The following is a 15,439-nucleotide window of genomic DNA, read 5'->3' as shown; positions in this document are numbered from 1 at the left end:
CATGCCACTCAAGGCTTAAAGCGTCTTGAGCACCTGGTGTAGAGCCAAAATGCTCTGCTGCAACAGGCGGATTTGTTCAATACTCAACGAAATATAGCGGCGAAAAGCCGGCATGCGATTGACCACCTCGCTGCCGCCCATATGCTCCAACGCCACGTTCCAGCCGCCGTGGGTGTATTCAAGGGTGAGCTGCTTGAAATCCAGCGGCATCAACGCCGCGCGCAACGCCGGGTTGGCGCTCAGCTCATGGGTCAGCCGATCGGCAAAGTCCTGCGGCCCTTTGCGGCGGCGGCAGACCAACCCCGTGCGGGTAATGGCCCCCGTGTGGTGCACTTGGTAACACCCCTCGCTCCACGGTGAGGCGGGCGTGTGGAAGCGAAACTCCGTGAGCACCACATGCATCAGCAACTGCGCTTCGGCGCGCTCATGCACCTCGATGAGCGGCCCCTCTGGGCTGAACTGAAACTGCGCGCGCACCGGGGCCGAACACTCAAACGAGGGCTGGCCCAGGTTGCGCCGCACACGCTCAAGCGTCGCCCCCGGACGATACCCCGTCGGCGCACGCTGGGCGCCGAACAGCTCAGACAGCCTTGCAAGCATGGTCGAGCACCTCGGACGGTTGAATACCAGGCTCCATGGCAAACTCCTTGGCCAATACGTCCTCCACCCGCGCCGGCTTGAAGGGGTTGACCTTCTGCACCACCAGCGTCCAGAACAAGGCGTACACGGCGGTGCCGCCCAACATCACGCCAAACGGAATGTACACGTCCGCCGGGTTCATGCCGGGCGGCGTGATAAACCACATGCCCAACAAAATCCCCGCGCTGGAAACGATCTGCGGCAGCGGAAAGAACGGCGAGCGATAGGCCCGTGGCAGGTCCGGGCGGCGGATGCGCAGGATCACCACCGACAGCGTGACCAACAAATAAGCGGTGCTCCAGGCACACACGGCCGCCAGTACCAGGTGCAGGATGTTGTCCACGTTACCGCCCAGGTACCAGGCATGCAGGCACGGAATCAGCATCGCCACGAGAATGCACAGCAGCGGCGTCTTGAAACGCGGATGCAAATAGGTGAACACCTTCGGCAACGCACCGTCCACCGCCATGCCATACAGGATGCGCGGCACGCCGGCCATCAAGGTGTTGATGGTGGCAGCGCCGGCAAACAAGAAGCCGATGCCCAGCCACACCGGGCCGATATCGCCCATGACCTGGGCGGCGAACTTGGGAATCGCCATCGGCGTATCCAGCAAGTGCAGGCCGGTCGCCGGGTCCAGCACCAGGTTTTCCACCTGGCGCTTCATCGCCGCGCCATAAATGAACATGCACGATGCCACGCCCACCAGGCCCAGGAGCATCGCCTTGGGCATGGTCGAGGCGGATCTGCGCAAGTCCGGCGCCAGCGGCGTGACAAACTCACAGCCGACAAACATGAACATGGCCATGCCCACCAGCGACAGGATCGTCATCGCATCGCTGCCCACCAGAGACTCGCCAAACCAGCCGTCCAGCTCCACCGCCGGCGCGGCGATCAACCCCAGCACGCCAAACACCATCAGCGTGGTCCACATGCCAAAGGTCAGGATGATTTCCGCACGGCCAAACACGCTGACACCAAAGGCGTTGAGAATGCCGAAGCTGATCACGAACGCCACACCCAGCAACCACGACCCACCGGCCGACTCGGCCAGGGTGTTGAGGTGTTCGAAGTTCACCAGTGCCATGACCCCGGACAGGATGGTTTCGGCGGTGCCCGCGAACACATGCACGATCAGGTAGGCGGACAACGTGCCGGTGATCGCAAAAAAACGCCCCATGCCACAGTTGATGTAGTCATACACCGAGCCGGTGGTGGGCAAGATCGCTGCCGCTTCGGCAAACGTGGTGGCCTGGGCCAGCATCATCACCACCGCGATCACCATCGCCACGGCAAAGGCTTTGCCGCCAATGCCAAAGCCCATGGTGGCCGTAAGGATGACCGGGCTGGCCATGATCAGGCCGACCGTACTGGCCAGTGCGGTAGGAAACCCCACCGATCCGCGATTCAAGTGCTCAGTGAGCTTAGGGTTGCTCGACATTTTCTAATGTCCCTGACGTTAAGTTGGCGTAAGTAGCGACAGGCTGATCCTTTCTACAGGAGGCTGGCGTCGCCGCACACCCTCACTGTGCGCCCCTGCTCCCTGAGCGTCTTGCCCACGGCTGCCGCCGGATTTGTTGCAGCCTGCCAACCGCGTGCAGCTGGCGAGCTGAGTCAAATGGCTGGCACGGTGGTGAAAGACGCCTGCCCCTCCACCACCCCATTAATGGCGCGCTTGACCTACAACCGCACATCAACAACAGGGGCAATAACCATGGGGCACACCTCGACTACCCGTTCACTTTCAATCGCCGTGGCGCTGGGACTGGCCAGCGCTGCGTGCGCCCAGGCCGCACAGGCCTATGAGCTGTATGCCGACAGCGATACCCATATCAACGGCAATTTCCTTGCCGTCTATGGCTTGTTCAACAGCCGCAAGAACTACGACGACACGACCGGCGGTTCCACCTGGCGCGAAGGGTTCATCAAATATGGCTTAAGCCTCGACCGTACGCTAGGCAGCTACGGCAGCGTGTATGGCACGGCCAACCTGGTCAGCTCAGGCACCTGGGGTGACGGCGATGCCGCGGGCCTGAGCAACGGCAGCGAACGCACCACCAAATTCGACGAAGCCTTCGCCGGCTGGCGCTCAGGCGATTTGTTCCCGGCCTTGGGCAAGGACGGCGTGGACCTGTCCTTCGGCCGGCAGATCATCCAGTTGGGCAACGGTTTTATCATCAACGATGACGGCCTGAATTTCGGCAAAGGCCCGGCGGACGGTGAGTTGAATCGCGGCGGCGCCTACTACCTCGCCGCCCGCCACGCCTTCGATGAAACCGCAGTCCTGCGCCTGGGTGGCAAGGACGGATTGCACGGCAGTGTCATGTGGATCAAGTCGGACAACCGCGCCCAGGCCAAGACCGAGATGGCCGCAGGCACCCTGGACTACACCGGCGCCCCCGGCACCCTGGGCCTGACCTACATCCATGGCATCGACGTGGATAAGCGCTACGCCAGCGACTTCCAGCAGCAACGCAAAGGCATGGACATCTACAGCCTACGCGGCAGCGGTGACGCCGGCATCCAAAATGCCCACTTCGGTTTTGAATACGCCTGGCAAGACAAGGACGCCGGCGCCGAGAAAGCCTTGTATGCCGAAGCGGGCTACACCTTCGCCGATACCCTGTGGAGCCCTGACATCACCTACCGCTACAGCCGCTACTCCGAAGGCTGGGACTCCATGTTCAACGGCTACAGCACCGGCTATGGCACCTGGTTCCAGGGCGAAGTGGCCGCCAACTACGCGGGGCCTTTCAATAGCAACACCGCGATCCAGCATGTGGCGCTCAAGGTGCACCCGCTGGAGAACCTCACGGTGGGCACGTTGTTTTTTGATTATTCAACCACCCACAAGCGGGGCAATCTCGACTTGAGCGGCCGCGAGCTGGATGTGTTTGCGGAGTGGGCGGTCAACGAGCACTTGATCATTACCCCGCTTGTTGGCCTCTATAAGCCCAAGCAGGATGAAAACACCGGAGGCAATCAAGTCGGCGGCAACGGCACCAACCTGTACAGCCAGGTGACGGTGGCCGTACCGTTCTGATCCAGGTAGGGCAACCACCGGGGTTGCCCTGCCCTAGCCTCAGTTGGCAATCACTGCCTTGAGCACGGCCTTGAACGACTCGATCTGCTCGTCCGAAAACTGCCCAAACACCTTGTCCTGCTGTTCCCGCGCGATGGTCCACAGCGACTCCGTTTCATCGACCCCTTTGACGGTCAGCCGCACACGCTCGTTATCATCCACCACCAGGCCCTTGCGCTTGAGATTGGCCACCGCCTCCTCGATTTCACGCACCGGCATCGCCACTTCACGCTGCAACTGGTTGAGGTCCAGGCCGGCGTCATTTTCCAGCACCATCAACATCCGCGCTTCACTGGTACGCAACCCGGTAGACAACTGCCGCGGCTGGTAGCTGGCCTGATACGCCCGCAACGCCTGGGTCATCAGGTAGTAGAGGTTATGGCTCAGGCGCCCCTGAAAATGGCTGCTCGGCGGCTGGCCCTCGTCGCGTTTGGTCATGCGCGTGTGCGGCAGCACCATCGAGTAGACGCCCTGGTGATACAGCAGGGGCGAACGGCCGAAATCGTCAAACGCCACTACCTTGCCGATCATGATCCAGTGGTCGCCACCGTCGACCTGCTGGAATTTTTCACAGTGAAAACGCGCCGAGCAATCCGCAAATACCGGCGCACCGCCCTCCCCCGGTTCAAATTCAATTTCGGCGAAACGGTCATCCTTGGGCCGGGCAAAATTGTTCGACAAATCGATCTGATCCGCCGCCAGCACGTTGACGGCAAAGTGGCTCGCCTCTTCAAACACCTCGTAGCTGTTGGAGCGCTTGTCGATGCTCCACAAGATCAGCGGCGGGTCCAGGGACACCGAGTTGAAGCTGTTGGCCGTCACGCCGACTTTACGGCCGTCGGCGGTCGCCGCCGTCACCACCGTGACACCGGTGGCGAAGTTGCCCAAGGCACGGCGAAACGCGCGCGCGTCGAATGGGTTGGCGGGTTGCGATGCAAGGACTTCAGACATGAAAAACTCCCGGGCTGACCCACAGACCAGCCCTGCTTGTTGTTATGGGAATAGCGCTACGGCGGGGATCAGACCATCGAAGGATCGGGCTCAAGCCCCATCAACTCGCGCCCGAGGATCTGCGCGCACACGTCATAGTCGGTGTAGGCATGCGCACCGGTGAGGTGGGAATCGCGGAACAGGCGTTGCAGCTCGTTGCTTTCAAACCAGGCGCCACCGCCGGCCGCTTCCATCAAGCGGTCCACGGCCTGGATACACATCTTGGTCGCGTAACCCTGATTGGTCCGCCAGAACGCCAGGGTTTCACGGCTCGGGTAGCGGTGCTGCTCGCTGTACCAGGCGATCTCGTTCCAGCTTTTTTCCAGCAAGGCACGCGCCGCTGCCACCTGGTGGGTAGACTCGGCCAGGCGCATCAACGCCGGCGTGGCGGCCCCCACCGCAGCGCCGGTGTAGGCGCGCACGCGGGTTTTGGTTTTTTCGCGGAACACTTCCAGCATGCGCTCGGCAATCCCCAGGCTGACGGTGGAAAAACCGCTGGCAAAATACGGCCGGTACGGTGCGAAGAAGATCTTGCTGTCCGGGTACAGCCCGAAGCCTGCGGACTTGCCTTCCATCATGTCCTTGGCTTTCTGGATGCGGTGCTCAGGCACAAAGGCATCCTTGACGATCAACGTCTTGCTGCCGCTACCGCGCATCCCGACTGCATACCAGTCATCGCGGATCGCGTAATCGCTGCGCGGCAACACGGCAAAGCAATAGTCCTGGCTGCCCTCGGCGTTTTTGCGGCGAAAGCCCATGATTGCCCACTCGGCGTGATCGCACCCCGAACTCCAGCCCATTTCGCCGCTGAAGGTCACCCCGCCATCGACTTCCTCGGTGCGGCCGAAGGGCGCGATGCTGCTGCTGGCGGTGGCATCCGGGTCAGCGCCCCACACCTCGTCCTGCAACGTCGACGGGAACATCGCCAACTGATGGCTATGCGTGCACAGCAGGCTCATCGCCCAGGCGGTACTGGCGCAGGACGCGGCCAGCAGCGCGATGCAATCGGCAAACTCAGGAAGGGAAATCTCCAGGCCACCGTACTTGCGCGGCTGCAACGCGTGGTGCATGCCGATGCTTTTGAGCAAGGCGATATTCTCGGCGGGCACACTGCGATCTTTCTCGGCCGCAAAGGCGTTGGCAGCGATGGCCGGCAACACGGCCTTGAGGTCTTCAAACAGAGGATTGGGCTTTTTCATGGCGGGGCTCTTTATTATTGGAGGTGAGCGCCTCCCGTGCCGAGCAGCCACGGTTCTCAGGTAAACCGTGGCTTCTGGCCGGGAACAGGCAAAAGTACCGGGCCAGTATGCGTCGGGCAAAAGCCGTGGAAAATGCACGTTCCACGTAGAAGGTTGTACTTTTCATAGCGTGCAAGCTGGCAGGCTCAGTCATGCCCGTGACACGCACAGTCAAGATAAATGGCGGCGCCCAGCGTACTTTTCCTTGCCAATGCCCGCGCCTAAACAGCGGCACTGTCACCTGCTGGATTATTGGAGCCTGCCCCCATGAGCGATATCCCACTGCTTCCCCGCGTCAGCCAGTTTCTCGGGCGTGATCACGGCTTGTACATCGATGGCGGCTATGTCGCCAGCAGCGGCCACGCCAAACTCAAGGTCATCAACCCGGCCAATGGTGAAGCCATCGCCCAGGTCAGCGATGCGGCCCAAAACGATGTGGATCGTGCCGTCGAATCCGCCAACCGGGGTTTCAAGATCTGGTCCAACACCAGCCCGGCAGCCCGCGCGGCGGTGTTGTTCAAGCTCGCCGACCTGTTGGAGCAACACCGCGAGGAACTGGCGCAGATCGAAACCTGCCAATCCGGCAAACTCATTCACATTGCCCGCGCGTTCGAGGTCGACCAGGCCGCCCACTTCCTGCGCTACTACGCCGGCTGGGCGACGAAAATCACCGGCGAAACCATCACCCCATCGCTGCCCTCCTTCGCCGGCGAACGCTACACCGCCTTTACCCTGCGCGAACCGGTCGGCGTGGTGGTGGGCATTGTGCCGTGGAACTTCTCCACCATGATCGCCATCTGGAAACTGGCCTCGGCCCTGACCACCGGTTGCAGCGTGATCATCAAGCCAAGCGAATTCACCCCGCTGACGATCCTGCGCATCGCCGAACTGGCCAGCGAAGCCGGCCTGCCACCCGGGGCCTTGAACGTGCTGACCGGCAACGGCGCTGTCGGCAAAGCGCTGATCGAGCATCCGGGCACCGATAAAGTCTCGTTCACCGGCTCCGTGCCCACCGGGATTGCCGTGGGCAAAGGGGCGATGGACGCCAAGCTGACCCGCGCCACCCTGGAGCTGGGTGGCAAGAACTCGGCGGCCTTCCTGCGCGACATCGACCTGGATACAGCCGCCGACGGCATCATGGAGGCCGGCTTCCTGCACTCCGGCCAGATCTGCGCCGCCGCCGAGCGTTTTTTTGCCCACCGCTCGCAGATCGAACCCCTGATGGAAAAACTCGCCCAGCGCCTGGCCACCTTGAAAATCGGCTCGCCGCTGGATGAAACCACCCAGTTCGGCCCAGTCACCAACAAGCAACACCAACAGAAGCTCGCCAGCTTTTTTGCCACGGCACGCGCGCAAAACAACCGGATTGTCTACGGCGGCAACCTGATCGACGGACCCGGCTGCTACGTCGAACCGACGATCATCCTCGCCAACGACGTCAACGACAGCCTGCTCAACGAAGAAACCTTCGGCCCCATCGCGACGTTCTTCCCGTACGACACCGAAGAAGAACTGCTGCACCTGATGAACAACACGCCCTACGGCCTCAGCGCCAGCCTGTGGACCAACGACCTGTCCAAGGCCCTGCGCCTGGTGCCGCAAATCCAGGCCGGTACGGTGTGGGTCAACATGCACACCCTGCTCGACCCGGCGGTGCCCTTTGGCGGCATCAAGTCATCGGGGATCGGCCGCGAGTTTGGCGCGGCATTTATCGACGATTACACGGAGCTGAAATCGGTGATGATTCGCTACTGAGTTGAAAGTACCGATTTGCAAGCGCACGGGCGCCTACGTGATACTTGCGCGATGAAACTCAACGACCCTATAAAAACCACTCGCCAGCAGACTGCTCCAGAGAAGAGGTTTCCCTGATGCCGTCGGCACTCGATAACCCGGCGGCGCAAAACCAGAGCTTCTGGAAAAAGGCCTCGGGTTATGCCCTCCTGGGCCTGCTGGTGGTGTTTTCCAACGGCACCGACCTGACTTGTCTTGCCGAGGGGTTATCGAACCGAAAGCGGGTCTTCAGTCCTGGCTTCATTGCTGTGTGCGTATTTGTGGCCTTGGTTGAGCTGATCCTGCTGAACCACTTCTACGGCACACGCCACTGAACGTCGACCCGCGTTGTCGCTAGTACCCAAACAGCGACTTGCTCTCCAGGTACTCGTCAAACCCCAACTCACCCCATTCACGGCCATTGCCCGACTGCCTGTAGCCACCAAACGGCGCGGCCTGGTCGGCCCGTGCGCCGTTGAGGTGGACCATGCCGGTGCGCAGTTGTCGCGCCACCGCGCGGCTGCGTTCCAGGCTCAACGAGGTGACATAGCCCGACAAGCCATACGGGCTGTCATTGGCGATCGCAATCGCTTCGGCTTCGCTGTCGTACGGCATGATCGCCAGCACCGGGCCGAAGATTTCTTCGCGCGCGACCAGCATGGCCGGCGTGACGTCGGCAAATACCGTCGGCTTCACGTAGTAACCGCGCTCCACCCCTTGGGGCCGTCCCAACCCGCCGGCGACCAGCCGCGACCCTTCGGCGATGGCGGCGGCGATCATCGCCTGGACCCGCTCGAACTGCATGACGTTCGCCACCGGGCCAATGGCCGTGAGCGGGTTGCTGTCGTCATGACACACCTGGGCCAGCACTTCCTGGGCAATCGCGATCACTGCCCCTTGCTGCTCGCGCGGCACCAGCAGGCGCGTCGGGGCATTGCACGACTGGCCGCTGTTGCGCATACAGCCCAACACTGCGTGGCGTACGGCACTTGGCAGGAATGCATCATCGAGGAGGATATTCGCCGACTTGCCGCCCAATTCCTGGGACACGCGCTTCACCGTGTCCGCCGCCGCCTTGGCCACCGCGACGCCAGCCCGGGTGGAACCGGTGAAGGACACCATGTCCACATCAGCATGGCTCGCCAGCGCCGCGCCCACCCCGGGCCCGTCGCCGTGGACCAGGTTGAACACGCCCTTCGGCACTCCCGCCTCGTGCAGCACTTGCGCGATGATCTGCGCGGACAACGGCGCACGCTCACTGGGTTTGAGCACCACGGTGCAACCCACCGCCAACGCCGGCGCCAGCTTGCAGGTGAGTTGGTTCAACGGCCAGTTCCACGGCGTGATCAGCGCGCACACGCCGATCGGCTCGCGCACCACCAGTGTGTTGCCCAGGCGCCGCTCGAAGCGGTAGTCGCGCAACACGTCCAGCGCCTGCACCAGATGGCCGAGGCCAGCCGGCACATGGGCACTGCGGGCCAGGGACAGCGGCGCGCCCATCTCCAGGTGCACCGCTTCGATCAACGCTTCGCTGTGGCGCTTGTAGGCTTCGATGATGGCTTGCAGCAGATCGATGCGCGTCTGCAACGAGGTCGCTGCGAACTCAGGGAAAGCTCGCCTGGCGGCACTGACGGCGCGGTCTACATCCTCGCCATCGCCGAGCATCACGCGGCCAATCAGCTGCTCGGTGGACGGGTTCACCACCGTTTCGACGCTGCTGCCGTGGGGTTTTACCCAGGCACCGTCTATGTAGCACTCAAACAGATCCGACATGCCCTGCACTCCCTTCAAGACACTTGATGCAAGGCGCCCGCCAAGGTGTCGAACACCTGGGCGATCTCCTGCGGGCTGATCACCAGCGGCGGCGAAATCACGATGGTGTCGCCCGAGCCGCGCACCAGCACGCCGTTATCGAAGCACCATTGCGCAACCTCGCTGCCCCGTGCGCCGGCCGCACCGGGGCGCGGTTCCAGTTCGACGGCGCAGAGCAGGCCGAGGGTGCGCACGTCCTGCACCGGGCCCACCCCGCGCAGGGCCAGCGCCGCCGTCTGCCAAAGCCCGCTGACGGCGTTGACATGTTGATTGATGCCCAACTCGCGATGCACTTCGATGGTTGCCAACCCAGCCGCACACGCCAGCGGATGCGCCGAATAGGTGTAGCCATGCATCAGTTCGATCACATTGGCGGGGCCAGCCATGAACGCTTCATACACCGCCGCGCTCACCAGCACGCCCCCCATGGGCACGGCGCCGTTGGTCAGGCCTTTGGCGGTGGTGATCAAGTCCGGGGTCACGCCAAAGGCTTGCGCCGCAAAGCTGTCGCCCACGCGACCAAAGCCGGTGATCACTTCGTCGAAAATCAACAGCACACCGTGGCGCGTGCAGATCTCCCGCAAGCGCTGCAAATAGCCCTGGGGCGGCGGGTACACGCCACCGGAACCGGTCACCGGCTCGACGATCACGGCGGCGACGGTGCTGGGGTCCTGGATGTCGAGCAATTGCGTCAGCGCATCGGCATAACTGGCGCCGTGCTCAGGCTGGCCAGCGCTGAAACGCATGCTCGCGTCGTACGGCAGCGGCAGGTGAGACACCTCCCCCAGCAGCGGGCCAAAGTCGCGTTTCTGCCGACCAATGCCAGACACCGACAGCCCACCGAAGCCCATGCCGTGATACCCCTTGGCCCGCCCGATCAGCTTCGTGCGGCGGCAATCGCCCCGCGCCTGGTGATACGCGCGGGCGATCTTCAACGCCGTGTCCACCGCTTCGGAACCCGAGTTGGTGAAGAACACCTGCGCCATGCCCGCCGGGCTGATCTCGATCAACCGCTCGGCCATCTCCAGCGCCTGGGGGTGGCTCATCTTGAAGGACGAGACAAAGTCCAGGCGCCCCGCCGCTTCGCGAATCGCTTCGACAATTTTCGGCTGGCCATGCCCGGCATTCACGCACCACAGCCCGGCCATCGCATCCAGCACGCGGCGCCCGTCGGTGGTGGTGTAGTGCATGCCGTCGGCACTGGCGAACATCATCGGTTGTTGCTGGAACTGGCGCATCGGGGTGAACGGCGCCCAAAAGGCCGGGTTGGAAATGGTGGTCATAGGTGCTCCTGCAAAACGGTGGTCTGATGGCCGATCAGCGTCGGGCGCTGCAACGGGCCGGCGTTAACGTTGACGCAGCGGTCCACCGACAAGGTGCCGCCCTCGATCCGGCACGTGACCTGGTCACAAAACGCCGTCTCGACAAACTGCCAGGTCATGTTCAGCACGCCGTCTTCACTCCAGCGCGCCTGCGCCACGACGGGGGTGAGTTCCGGTTGGTATTGGTGATGCAGATAGTGGCCGGTCATGCCTGTCTGGCTTTCGATGGCATCCACCAGCCCGGCACGGATGCAATGGGTGCCACGGGGGTCGCTGAGGTAGAAATCGCAATAGTCAGGGCCGAACGTCAGACGCACTTGGCTGACCTGGTCTTCATTGGCCTGCATCACGAACGTGCCGCTTAACTCCGCCTGGCGTGGCGAACTCGACGCCCCCGTCAGGGACGGCCGCCGCTGGTTGGCCAGCAGTCGCGCCAATTCGCCATCCGCCATGCCATCGGTGGGCACGCCCAGCGCGGGCAGCAGGTGTTCCCAGAGCAGGCTGTGCAGGCGCCGCTCGCCCAGGGGCAAGCCGGCGGTAAACGCGAGCACTGCGTTATGCCGGGGCAAGACGATGCACTGCTGGCCGAACACACCGGAGGCGTAATAACCGCCGTGCAAGGTCATCCACCACTGGTAGCCGTAGCCTTCGCGGCGCGTGACGGCAGCGTCGCTGGATTCATCGCGGCCCAGGTAACGCTTGCCGTCGAAGGCGCCCATCCACACATCATCGACGTGCCCACGGGTGGCTTCGGCCACCCATTGCGCGGACAACAGTTGCTGCCCTTGCCATTGGCCTTGCTGCAAATGCAGTACGCCAAACTTGAGCAAATCTTCGGTGCTGCAACTCAAGCCATTGCCACCGGTGTTGAAGCCGCCAGGGGCGTGGTCCCACTCAATCGGCCCCATGCCCATGGGTTGGAAAATACGCGTGTTGCATAGTTCGAACGCGGTCTGGCCACTGACCACGCTGACGATGGCCGAAAGCATGAAACTCGACGCGCTGCTGTAGATAAACCGATGCCCCGGCGCGTCTTCCACCGGTTCATTGAGGAACAACTTGACCCAACTGTCACTGCGCCCACGCCAGGCGCCACCGGAGATGCCTTGGCGATGCCCGGTGCGCATGGTCAGCAGATCGCGCACGGTCATGGCCGCCAGGTTGGCGCTGATGGAAGCCGGGCAATCGGCAGGGAAAAAATCCACCACCTTGGCGTCCAGCGACAGCACACCGTCATCCACCAACAGCCCGACGGCCATGGCCACCCAGCTTTTGGTCGCCGAATGCTGGACGTGCAGGCGCTCGGCGCGATACGGCGCCCAGAACGCCTCGGCCACCACCGCACCGTCGCGGTAAAGCATAAAACTGTGCAACTCCAGGCCCGCAGCGTTCACCGCTTCGATGAAATCACTGACGCCCCGCGCCGATACACGTTGTTGGCTGGGCAGTGCCCGGCGCAACGGCAAACTTGTCATTTGATCTATCCCTTAATGTGCACTGCTTGGGCGTGCAACAGGCTGACCCTGTTGCACGCCATGACGGCTACCAGAGCGCCACGGTGTAACCCAGGATCACGCGGTTTTCGTTGGTGTCACGGGCGAAGTTGCTGGTGGCGCTGGCGTTCTGCCAACGCAGCGACACGTCCTTGAACGTGCCGCTCTGCACCACGTAGCCCAGGCTCAAGTCGCGCTCCCACTCTCGCCCTTCGCCGTTGAAGCCGATGACCTTGGCGTTGTCGCCCTTGGCGTACCGCGTGGAGAACAGCAGGCCCGGCAGGCCCAGCGAGGCGAAGTCATAGTCGTAGCGGGCATGCCACACGCGCTCGCCGGTCTGGGAGAAGTTGGCCAGCTGGTACTCGGTGAACAGGTAGGTGTTGGTGCCGTCCACGTAGGTGAACGGTGTCGAACCGTACTGCGCCTGGTAACCGCCGCTGAGGTTGTGGCCGTCCAGGCTGTAGCCGATGCGGGTACTCAACGCACGGTTGTCCACCTTGCCGGCCAGGGCGGCGGCGTCTTCGCTGGCGTTGAAGTAGCGGATGTCGGTCTTGAAGGTGCCGGGGCCCCACTTGAAGCTGTTTTTCACCCCCAGGTAGTGCTGCTGGTAGAGGCTTTCCAGTTGCGCGTATTGGTAGGTCAGCGCGGTGTTCGGCGTGAGCTTGTACTCGCCGCCGGCGTAGCGGAACTCGTCGCTTTTCGCGCTGCTTTTGTAGGCGCCGTATTGGCTGGTGAGGCCCATGTCTTCGTAGTGCGTGGAGTCGCGCTGCTTGACCTGGTCCAGTTGGCCGGCGCTCAAGGTCAGGTTGTCGATGTCTTTGGACGTGACGGCCGTGCCGCTGAAACTCTGCGGGAACAGGCGGCTGAGGTTGGGTTGCAGGGTCGGCAGGTCGGGCACCATGTAGCCCACGCGCAGCTCGCTTTTGGCCAGGCGCGCCTTGCCGGTGATCCCCAGTTTTGAGTAGTTGTCGTGGGCACGCCGCGCATAGCTCGGCGAGCCCGGTTCGGCCACGCTGGAACGTGCAAGCAGGCCGGTGCCGGAGTTGTCCGGGCTGGAATCGAGCTTCACGCCAAGCATGCCGACCGCGTCCAGGCCAAACCCCACCGTGCCTTCGGTAAACCCCGATTGAACGTTGAGGATAAAACCCTGCGCCCATTCGGCACGCTTGTTCTGCCCGCTGTCTTCGCGGTAATCGCGGTTGAAGTAATAGTTCTTCAATTCCAGCGCAGCCTTGCTGTCGGCGATGAAGTCGGCGTGGGCCAGCAAGGGCATGAAACCGGCGCCCATGACGCTGGCCCCGGTGACGACTTTAGTGATGCGGTTATTCATGTGCGGGTTCCTGGCAGACAGGTTGAGTGGGGTTGTTTTTGTTTTCTTCGGCCATGGCTTCGCCCGCCTCGTCAATCAGCGACCGACGAGGGATGGGGTACAACGCATGGCCTGGGGTGCAGCAGTACCTAAATCACACTGGCGCGCAGGCGATAACTGCCATCTGCACGTTTCTCCAAGGGGCTAGCCGCCGCCAGCAAGCGGCGGGTGTACGGGTGTTGCGGGCTGTCGAAGATCGTGTCACGGGGGCCCATTTCGACCACCTCGCCCTGGTTCATCACCGCCACCCGATGGGCAATGCGCTCCACCGCCGAGAGGTCGTGGGAGATAAACAGGCAGGCGAAGCCGTATTGGCGTTGCAGGCGCTCGAACAGTTCGAGGATCTGCTTCTGGATCGTCATGTCCAGCGCGGAAATCGGCTCGTCGGCGATCACCAGTTTTGGCCAGCGCACCAACGCGCGGCCGATCGCCACGCGCTGGCGTTGACCGCCCGAGAGTTGGTGGGCGAAGCGCTCGCGGAACTGCTCGGGCAAGCCCACGTCCACCAGGGTGTCGGTGACGCGCTGACGTTTTTGCGCAGCGCTCAGGGCCGGCTCATGGCGCAACGGTTCGGCGAGGATCTGGCCGACGGTCATGCGCGGATCGAGGGACGAATACGGGTCCTGGAAAATCATCTGGCATTGCAGGCGATGCACGCGGTTGGCAGCCTTGAGGATATCCACGCCCTGGAACAGGATCGCCCCGGCGCACGGGTTGACCAAGCCGACCACCGCTCGCCCGAGGGTGGTCTTGCCCGAGCCGCTGCCCCCGACCAGGGCCAGGGTTTCACCCGGCGCAATGCTCAGGTTCACCGAATGCACCACGCGCTTGGGCACGCTGCGCCCCCAGAAACTGCGCGGGCCCGGGTGTTCGATACACACATCGCGCACCTGCAACAACGCCGCATCCGCCGCCGGCAAGGGCACCAGCTCGCCGCGCCGGGGCAGTGCTTCGAGCAACTGGCGGGTGTATTCGGCCTTGGGCGCGAAGAGGATATCTTCGATACGCCCCTGCTCCACCGCCTTACCCGCGCGCATCACCACCACTTTGTGGGCATAGCGCGCCACCAGCGACAGGTCGTGGCTGATAAACAGAATCGCCGTGCCCTGTTCGCGGGTCAGCTCCAGCATCAACTCGATCACGTCCAGTTGGGCCAGGCAGTCCAGCGCCGTGGTCGGTTCGTCGGCGATCAACAGCGCCGGGCGCAGCAGCATCACCGAGGCGAGCATGATGCGTTGGCGCATACCGCCGGAAAACTGGTGCGGATAAGACGCCAGGCATTTTTCCGCGTCCTTGATGCCGATGCGTTGCAGCATGGCGATGCAGCGCTCGCGGATCGTCGCCGCATCCAGCGCGGTGTGCAGCTTGAGTGCCTCGCTCATCTGCCGGCCAATGGTCAGCGCCGGGTTGAGAGAGACCATCGGTTCCTGGAACACCATGCCGATCCGCGCGCCGCGCACTTCACGCATGGCCTTGGCATTGTTGCTGTCCAGCGGCTCGCCCTGGAAGGTGATGCGCCCGCCGCACACTTGCATCGGCGCCGGCAGCAAGCCAATCGCAGCGCGGGCGGCCATGGTCTTGCCGCTGCCGGACTCGCCCACCAGGGCAACGATTTCGCCGGGGGCCAGGGTAAAGCTGAAATCATCGACCGCCAGCGGGCCGTCCACACCGACACGAATCTGTAGATTTTCAACGGCCAACAAAGGCACGGGTACGCTCAT

General features: G+C 63.0%; 12 protein-coding genes. 3 read left to right on the top strand and 9 right to left on the bottom strand.

Going from position 1 to position 15,439, the window contains the following annotated elements; all coding sequences use genetic code 11:
• Positions 1-15: 15 nt before the first annotated feature.
• Positions 16-600, bottom strand: coding sequence for a DUF3156 family protein (locus J1G37_RS15320; RefSeq protein WP_207042998.1), 585 nt, complete (start codon positions 598-600; stop codon positions 16-18).
• On the bottom strand, positions 581-2,080 hold the full coding sequence (locus J1G37_RS15315; protein WP_207042997.1) for an APC family permease: 1,500 nt from the start codon (positions 2,078-2,080) through the stop codon (positions 581-583). The genes J1G37_RS15320 and J1G37_RS15315 overlap by 20 nt, the downstream gene beginning before the upstream one ends.
• A 273-nt stretch (positions 2,081-2,353) precedes the next feature.
• Here J1G37_RS15315 and J1G37_RS15310 point away from each other — a divergent pair, with 273 nt between their 5' ends.
• A complete protein-coding gene (locus J1G37_RS15310) occupies positions 2,354-3,682 on the top strand; it encodes a hypothetical protein (RefSeq protein ID WP_207042996.1) in 1,329 nt (442 codons plus the stop codon).
• A 39-nt stretch (positions 3,683-3,721) separates the two neighbouring features.
• Here J1G37_RS15310 and J1G37_RS15305 read toward each other — a convergent pair whose 3' ends face one another.
• Both J1G37_RS15305 and J1G37_RS15300 read right to left on the bottom strand, forming a co-directional pair.
• The gene (locus tag J1G37_RS15305) at positions 3,722-4,672 is read right to left on the bottom strand and encodes a p-hydroxyphenylacetate 3-hydroxylase reductase component (RefSeq protein ID WP_207042995.1); all 951 of its coding nucleotides are present in this window, start codon (positions 4,670-4,672) and stop codon (positions 3,722-3,724) included.
• A 68-nt stretch (positions 4,673-4,740) separates the two neighbouring features.
• A complete protein-coding gene (locus J1G37_RS15300; protein WP_207042985.1) occupies positions 4,741-5,910 on the bottom strand; it encodes a p-hydroxyphenylacetate 3-hydroxylase oxygenase component in 1,170 nt (389 codons plus the stop codon).
• A gap of 306 nt (positions 5,911-6,216) precedes the next feature.
• Between J1G37_RS15300 and J1G37_RS15295 the strand changes: the two genes are divergently transcribed.
• On the top strand, positions 6,217-7,704 hold the full coding sequence (locus J1G37_RS15295; RefSeq protein ID WP_207042982.1) for an aldehyde dehydrogenase family protein: 1,488 nt from the start codon (positions 6,217-6,219) through the stop codon (positions 7,702-7,704).
• A gap of 116 nt (positions 7,705-7,820) precedes the next feature.
• Positions 7,821-8,057: a hypothetical protein gene (locus J1G37_RS15290; protein WP_207042980.1), complete on the top strand. Its 237-nt coding sequence runs from the start codon at positions 7,821-7,823 to the stop codon at positions 8,055-8,057.
• Positions 8,058-8,076: 19 nt separating this feature from the next.
• Here J1G37_RS15290 and J1G37_RS15285 read toward each other — a convergent pair whose 3' ends face one another.
• From J1G37_RS15285 to J1G37_RS15265, 5 genes are all read right to left on the bottom strand, one after another.
• Positions 8,077-9,495, bottom strand: a complete 1,419-nt coding sequence (locus tag J1G37_RS15285) for an aldehyde dehydrogenase family protein (protein WP_207042978.1) — start codon at positions 9,493-9,495, stop codon at positions 8,077-8,079.
• 14 nt (positions 9,496-9,509) lie between these two features.
• Positions 9,510-10,817, bottom strand: a complete 1,308-nt coding sequence (locus J1G37_RS15280) for an aminotransferase class III-fold pyridoxal phosphate-dependent enzyme (protein ID WP_207042977.1) — start codon at positions 10,815-10,817, stop codon at positions 9,510-9,512.
• Positions 10,814-12,331 (bottom strand): serine hydrolase domain-containing protein, encoded by a 1,518-nt coding sequence (locus J1G37_RS15275; RefSeq protein WP_207042976.1) that lies wholly within the window; start codon positions 12,329-12,331, stop codon positions 10,814-10,816. Before J1G37_RS15275 ends, J1G37_RS15280 begins: the two co-directional genes overlap by 4 nt.
• A gap of 67 nt (positions 12,332-12,398) precedes the next feature.
• Entirely contained in the window at positions 12,399-13,679 is a 1,281-nt protein-coding gene (locus J1G37_RS15270) for an OprD family porin (RefSeq protein ID WP_124524632.1), read from the bottom strand.
• A 128-nt stretch (positions 13,680-13,807) separates the two neighbouring features.
• The gene (locus J1G37_RS15265; RefSeq protein WP_207042975.1) at positions 13,808-15,439 is read right to left on the bottom strand and encodes an ABC transporter ATP-binding protein; all 1,632 of its coding nucleotides are present in this window, start codon (positions 15,437-15,439) and stop codon (positions 13,808-13,810) included.

This window comes from Pseudomonas sp. Marseille-Q1929 (assembly GCF_017316265.1).
GTDB lineage: Bacteria > Pseudomonadota > Gammaproteobacteria > Pseudomonadales > Pseudomonadaceae > Aquipseudomonas.
Note: the sequence above shows the minus strand (reverse complement) of the source record. Positions and strands in the feature narration are given on the sequence as shown.

Excerpts from the sequence above, each read along its gene's own strand:
- J1G37_RS15315 (WP_207042997.1), bottom strand. The coding sequence starts at position 2,080 with ATGTCGAGCAACCCTAAGCTCACTGAGCACTTGAATCGCGGATCGGTG.
- J1G37_RS15310 (WP_207042996.1), top strand. The coding sequence starts at position 2,354 with ATGGGGCACACCTCGACTACCCGTTCACTTTCAATCGCCGTGGCGCTG.
- J1G37_RS15290 (WP_207042980.1), top strand. The coding sequence starts at position 7,821 with ATGCCGTCGGCACTCGATAACCCGGCGGCGCAAAACCAGAGCTTCTGG.
- J1G37_RS15285 (WP_207042978.1), bottom strand. The coding sequence starts at position 9,495 with ATGTCGGATCTGTTTGAGTGCTACATAGACGGTGCCTGGGTAAAACCC.
- J1G37_RS15280 (WP_207042977.1), bottom strand. The coding sequence starts at position 10,817 with ATGACCACCATTTCCAACCCGGCCTTTTGGGCGCCGTTCACCCCGATG.
- J1G37_RS15275 (WP_207042976.1), bottom strand. The coding sequence starts at position 12,331 with ATGACAAGTTTGCCGTTGCGCCGGGCACTGCCCAGCCAACAACGTGTA.
- J1G37_RS15300 (WP_207042985.1), bottom strand. The coding sequence starts at position 5,910 with ATGAAAAAGCCCAATCCTCTGTTTGAAGACCTCAAGGCCGTGTTGCCG.
- J1G37_RS15270 (WP_124524632.1), bottom strand. The coding sequence starts at position 13,679 with ATGAATAACCGCATCACTAAAGTCGTCACCGGGGCCAGCGTCATGGGC.
- J1G37_RS15295 (WP_207042982.1), top strand. The coding sequence starts at position 6,217 with ATGAGCGATATCCCACTGCTTCCCCGCGTCAGCCAGTTTCTCGGGCGT.
- J1G37_RS15320 (WP_207042998.1), bottom strand. The coding sequence starts at position 600 with ATGCTTGCAAGGCTGTCTGAGCTGTTCGGCGCCCAGCGTGCGCCGACG.
- J1G37_RS15265 (WP_207042975.1), bottom strand. The coding sequence starts at position 15,439 with ATGAGCGTACCCGTGCCTTTGTTGGCCGTTGAAAATCTACAGATTCGT.
- J1G37_RS15305 (WP_207042995.1), bottom strand. The coding sequence starts at position 4,672 with ATGTCTGAAGTCCTTGCATCGCAACCCGCCAACCCATTCGACGCGCGC.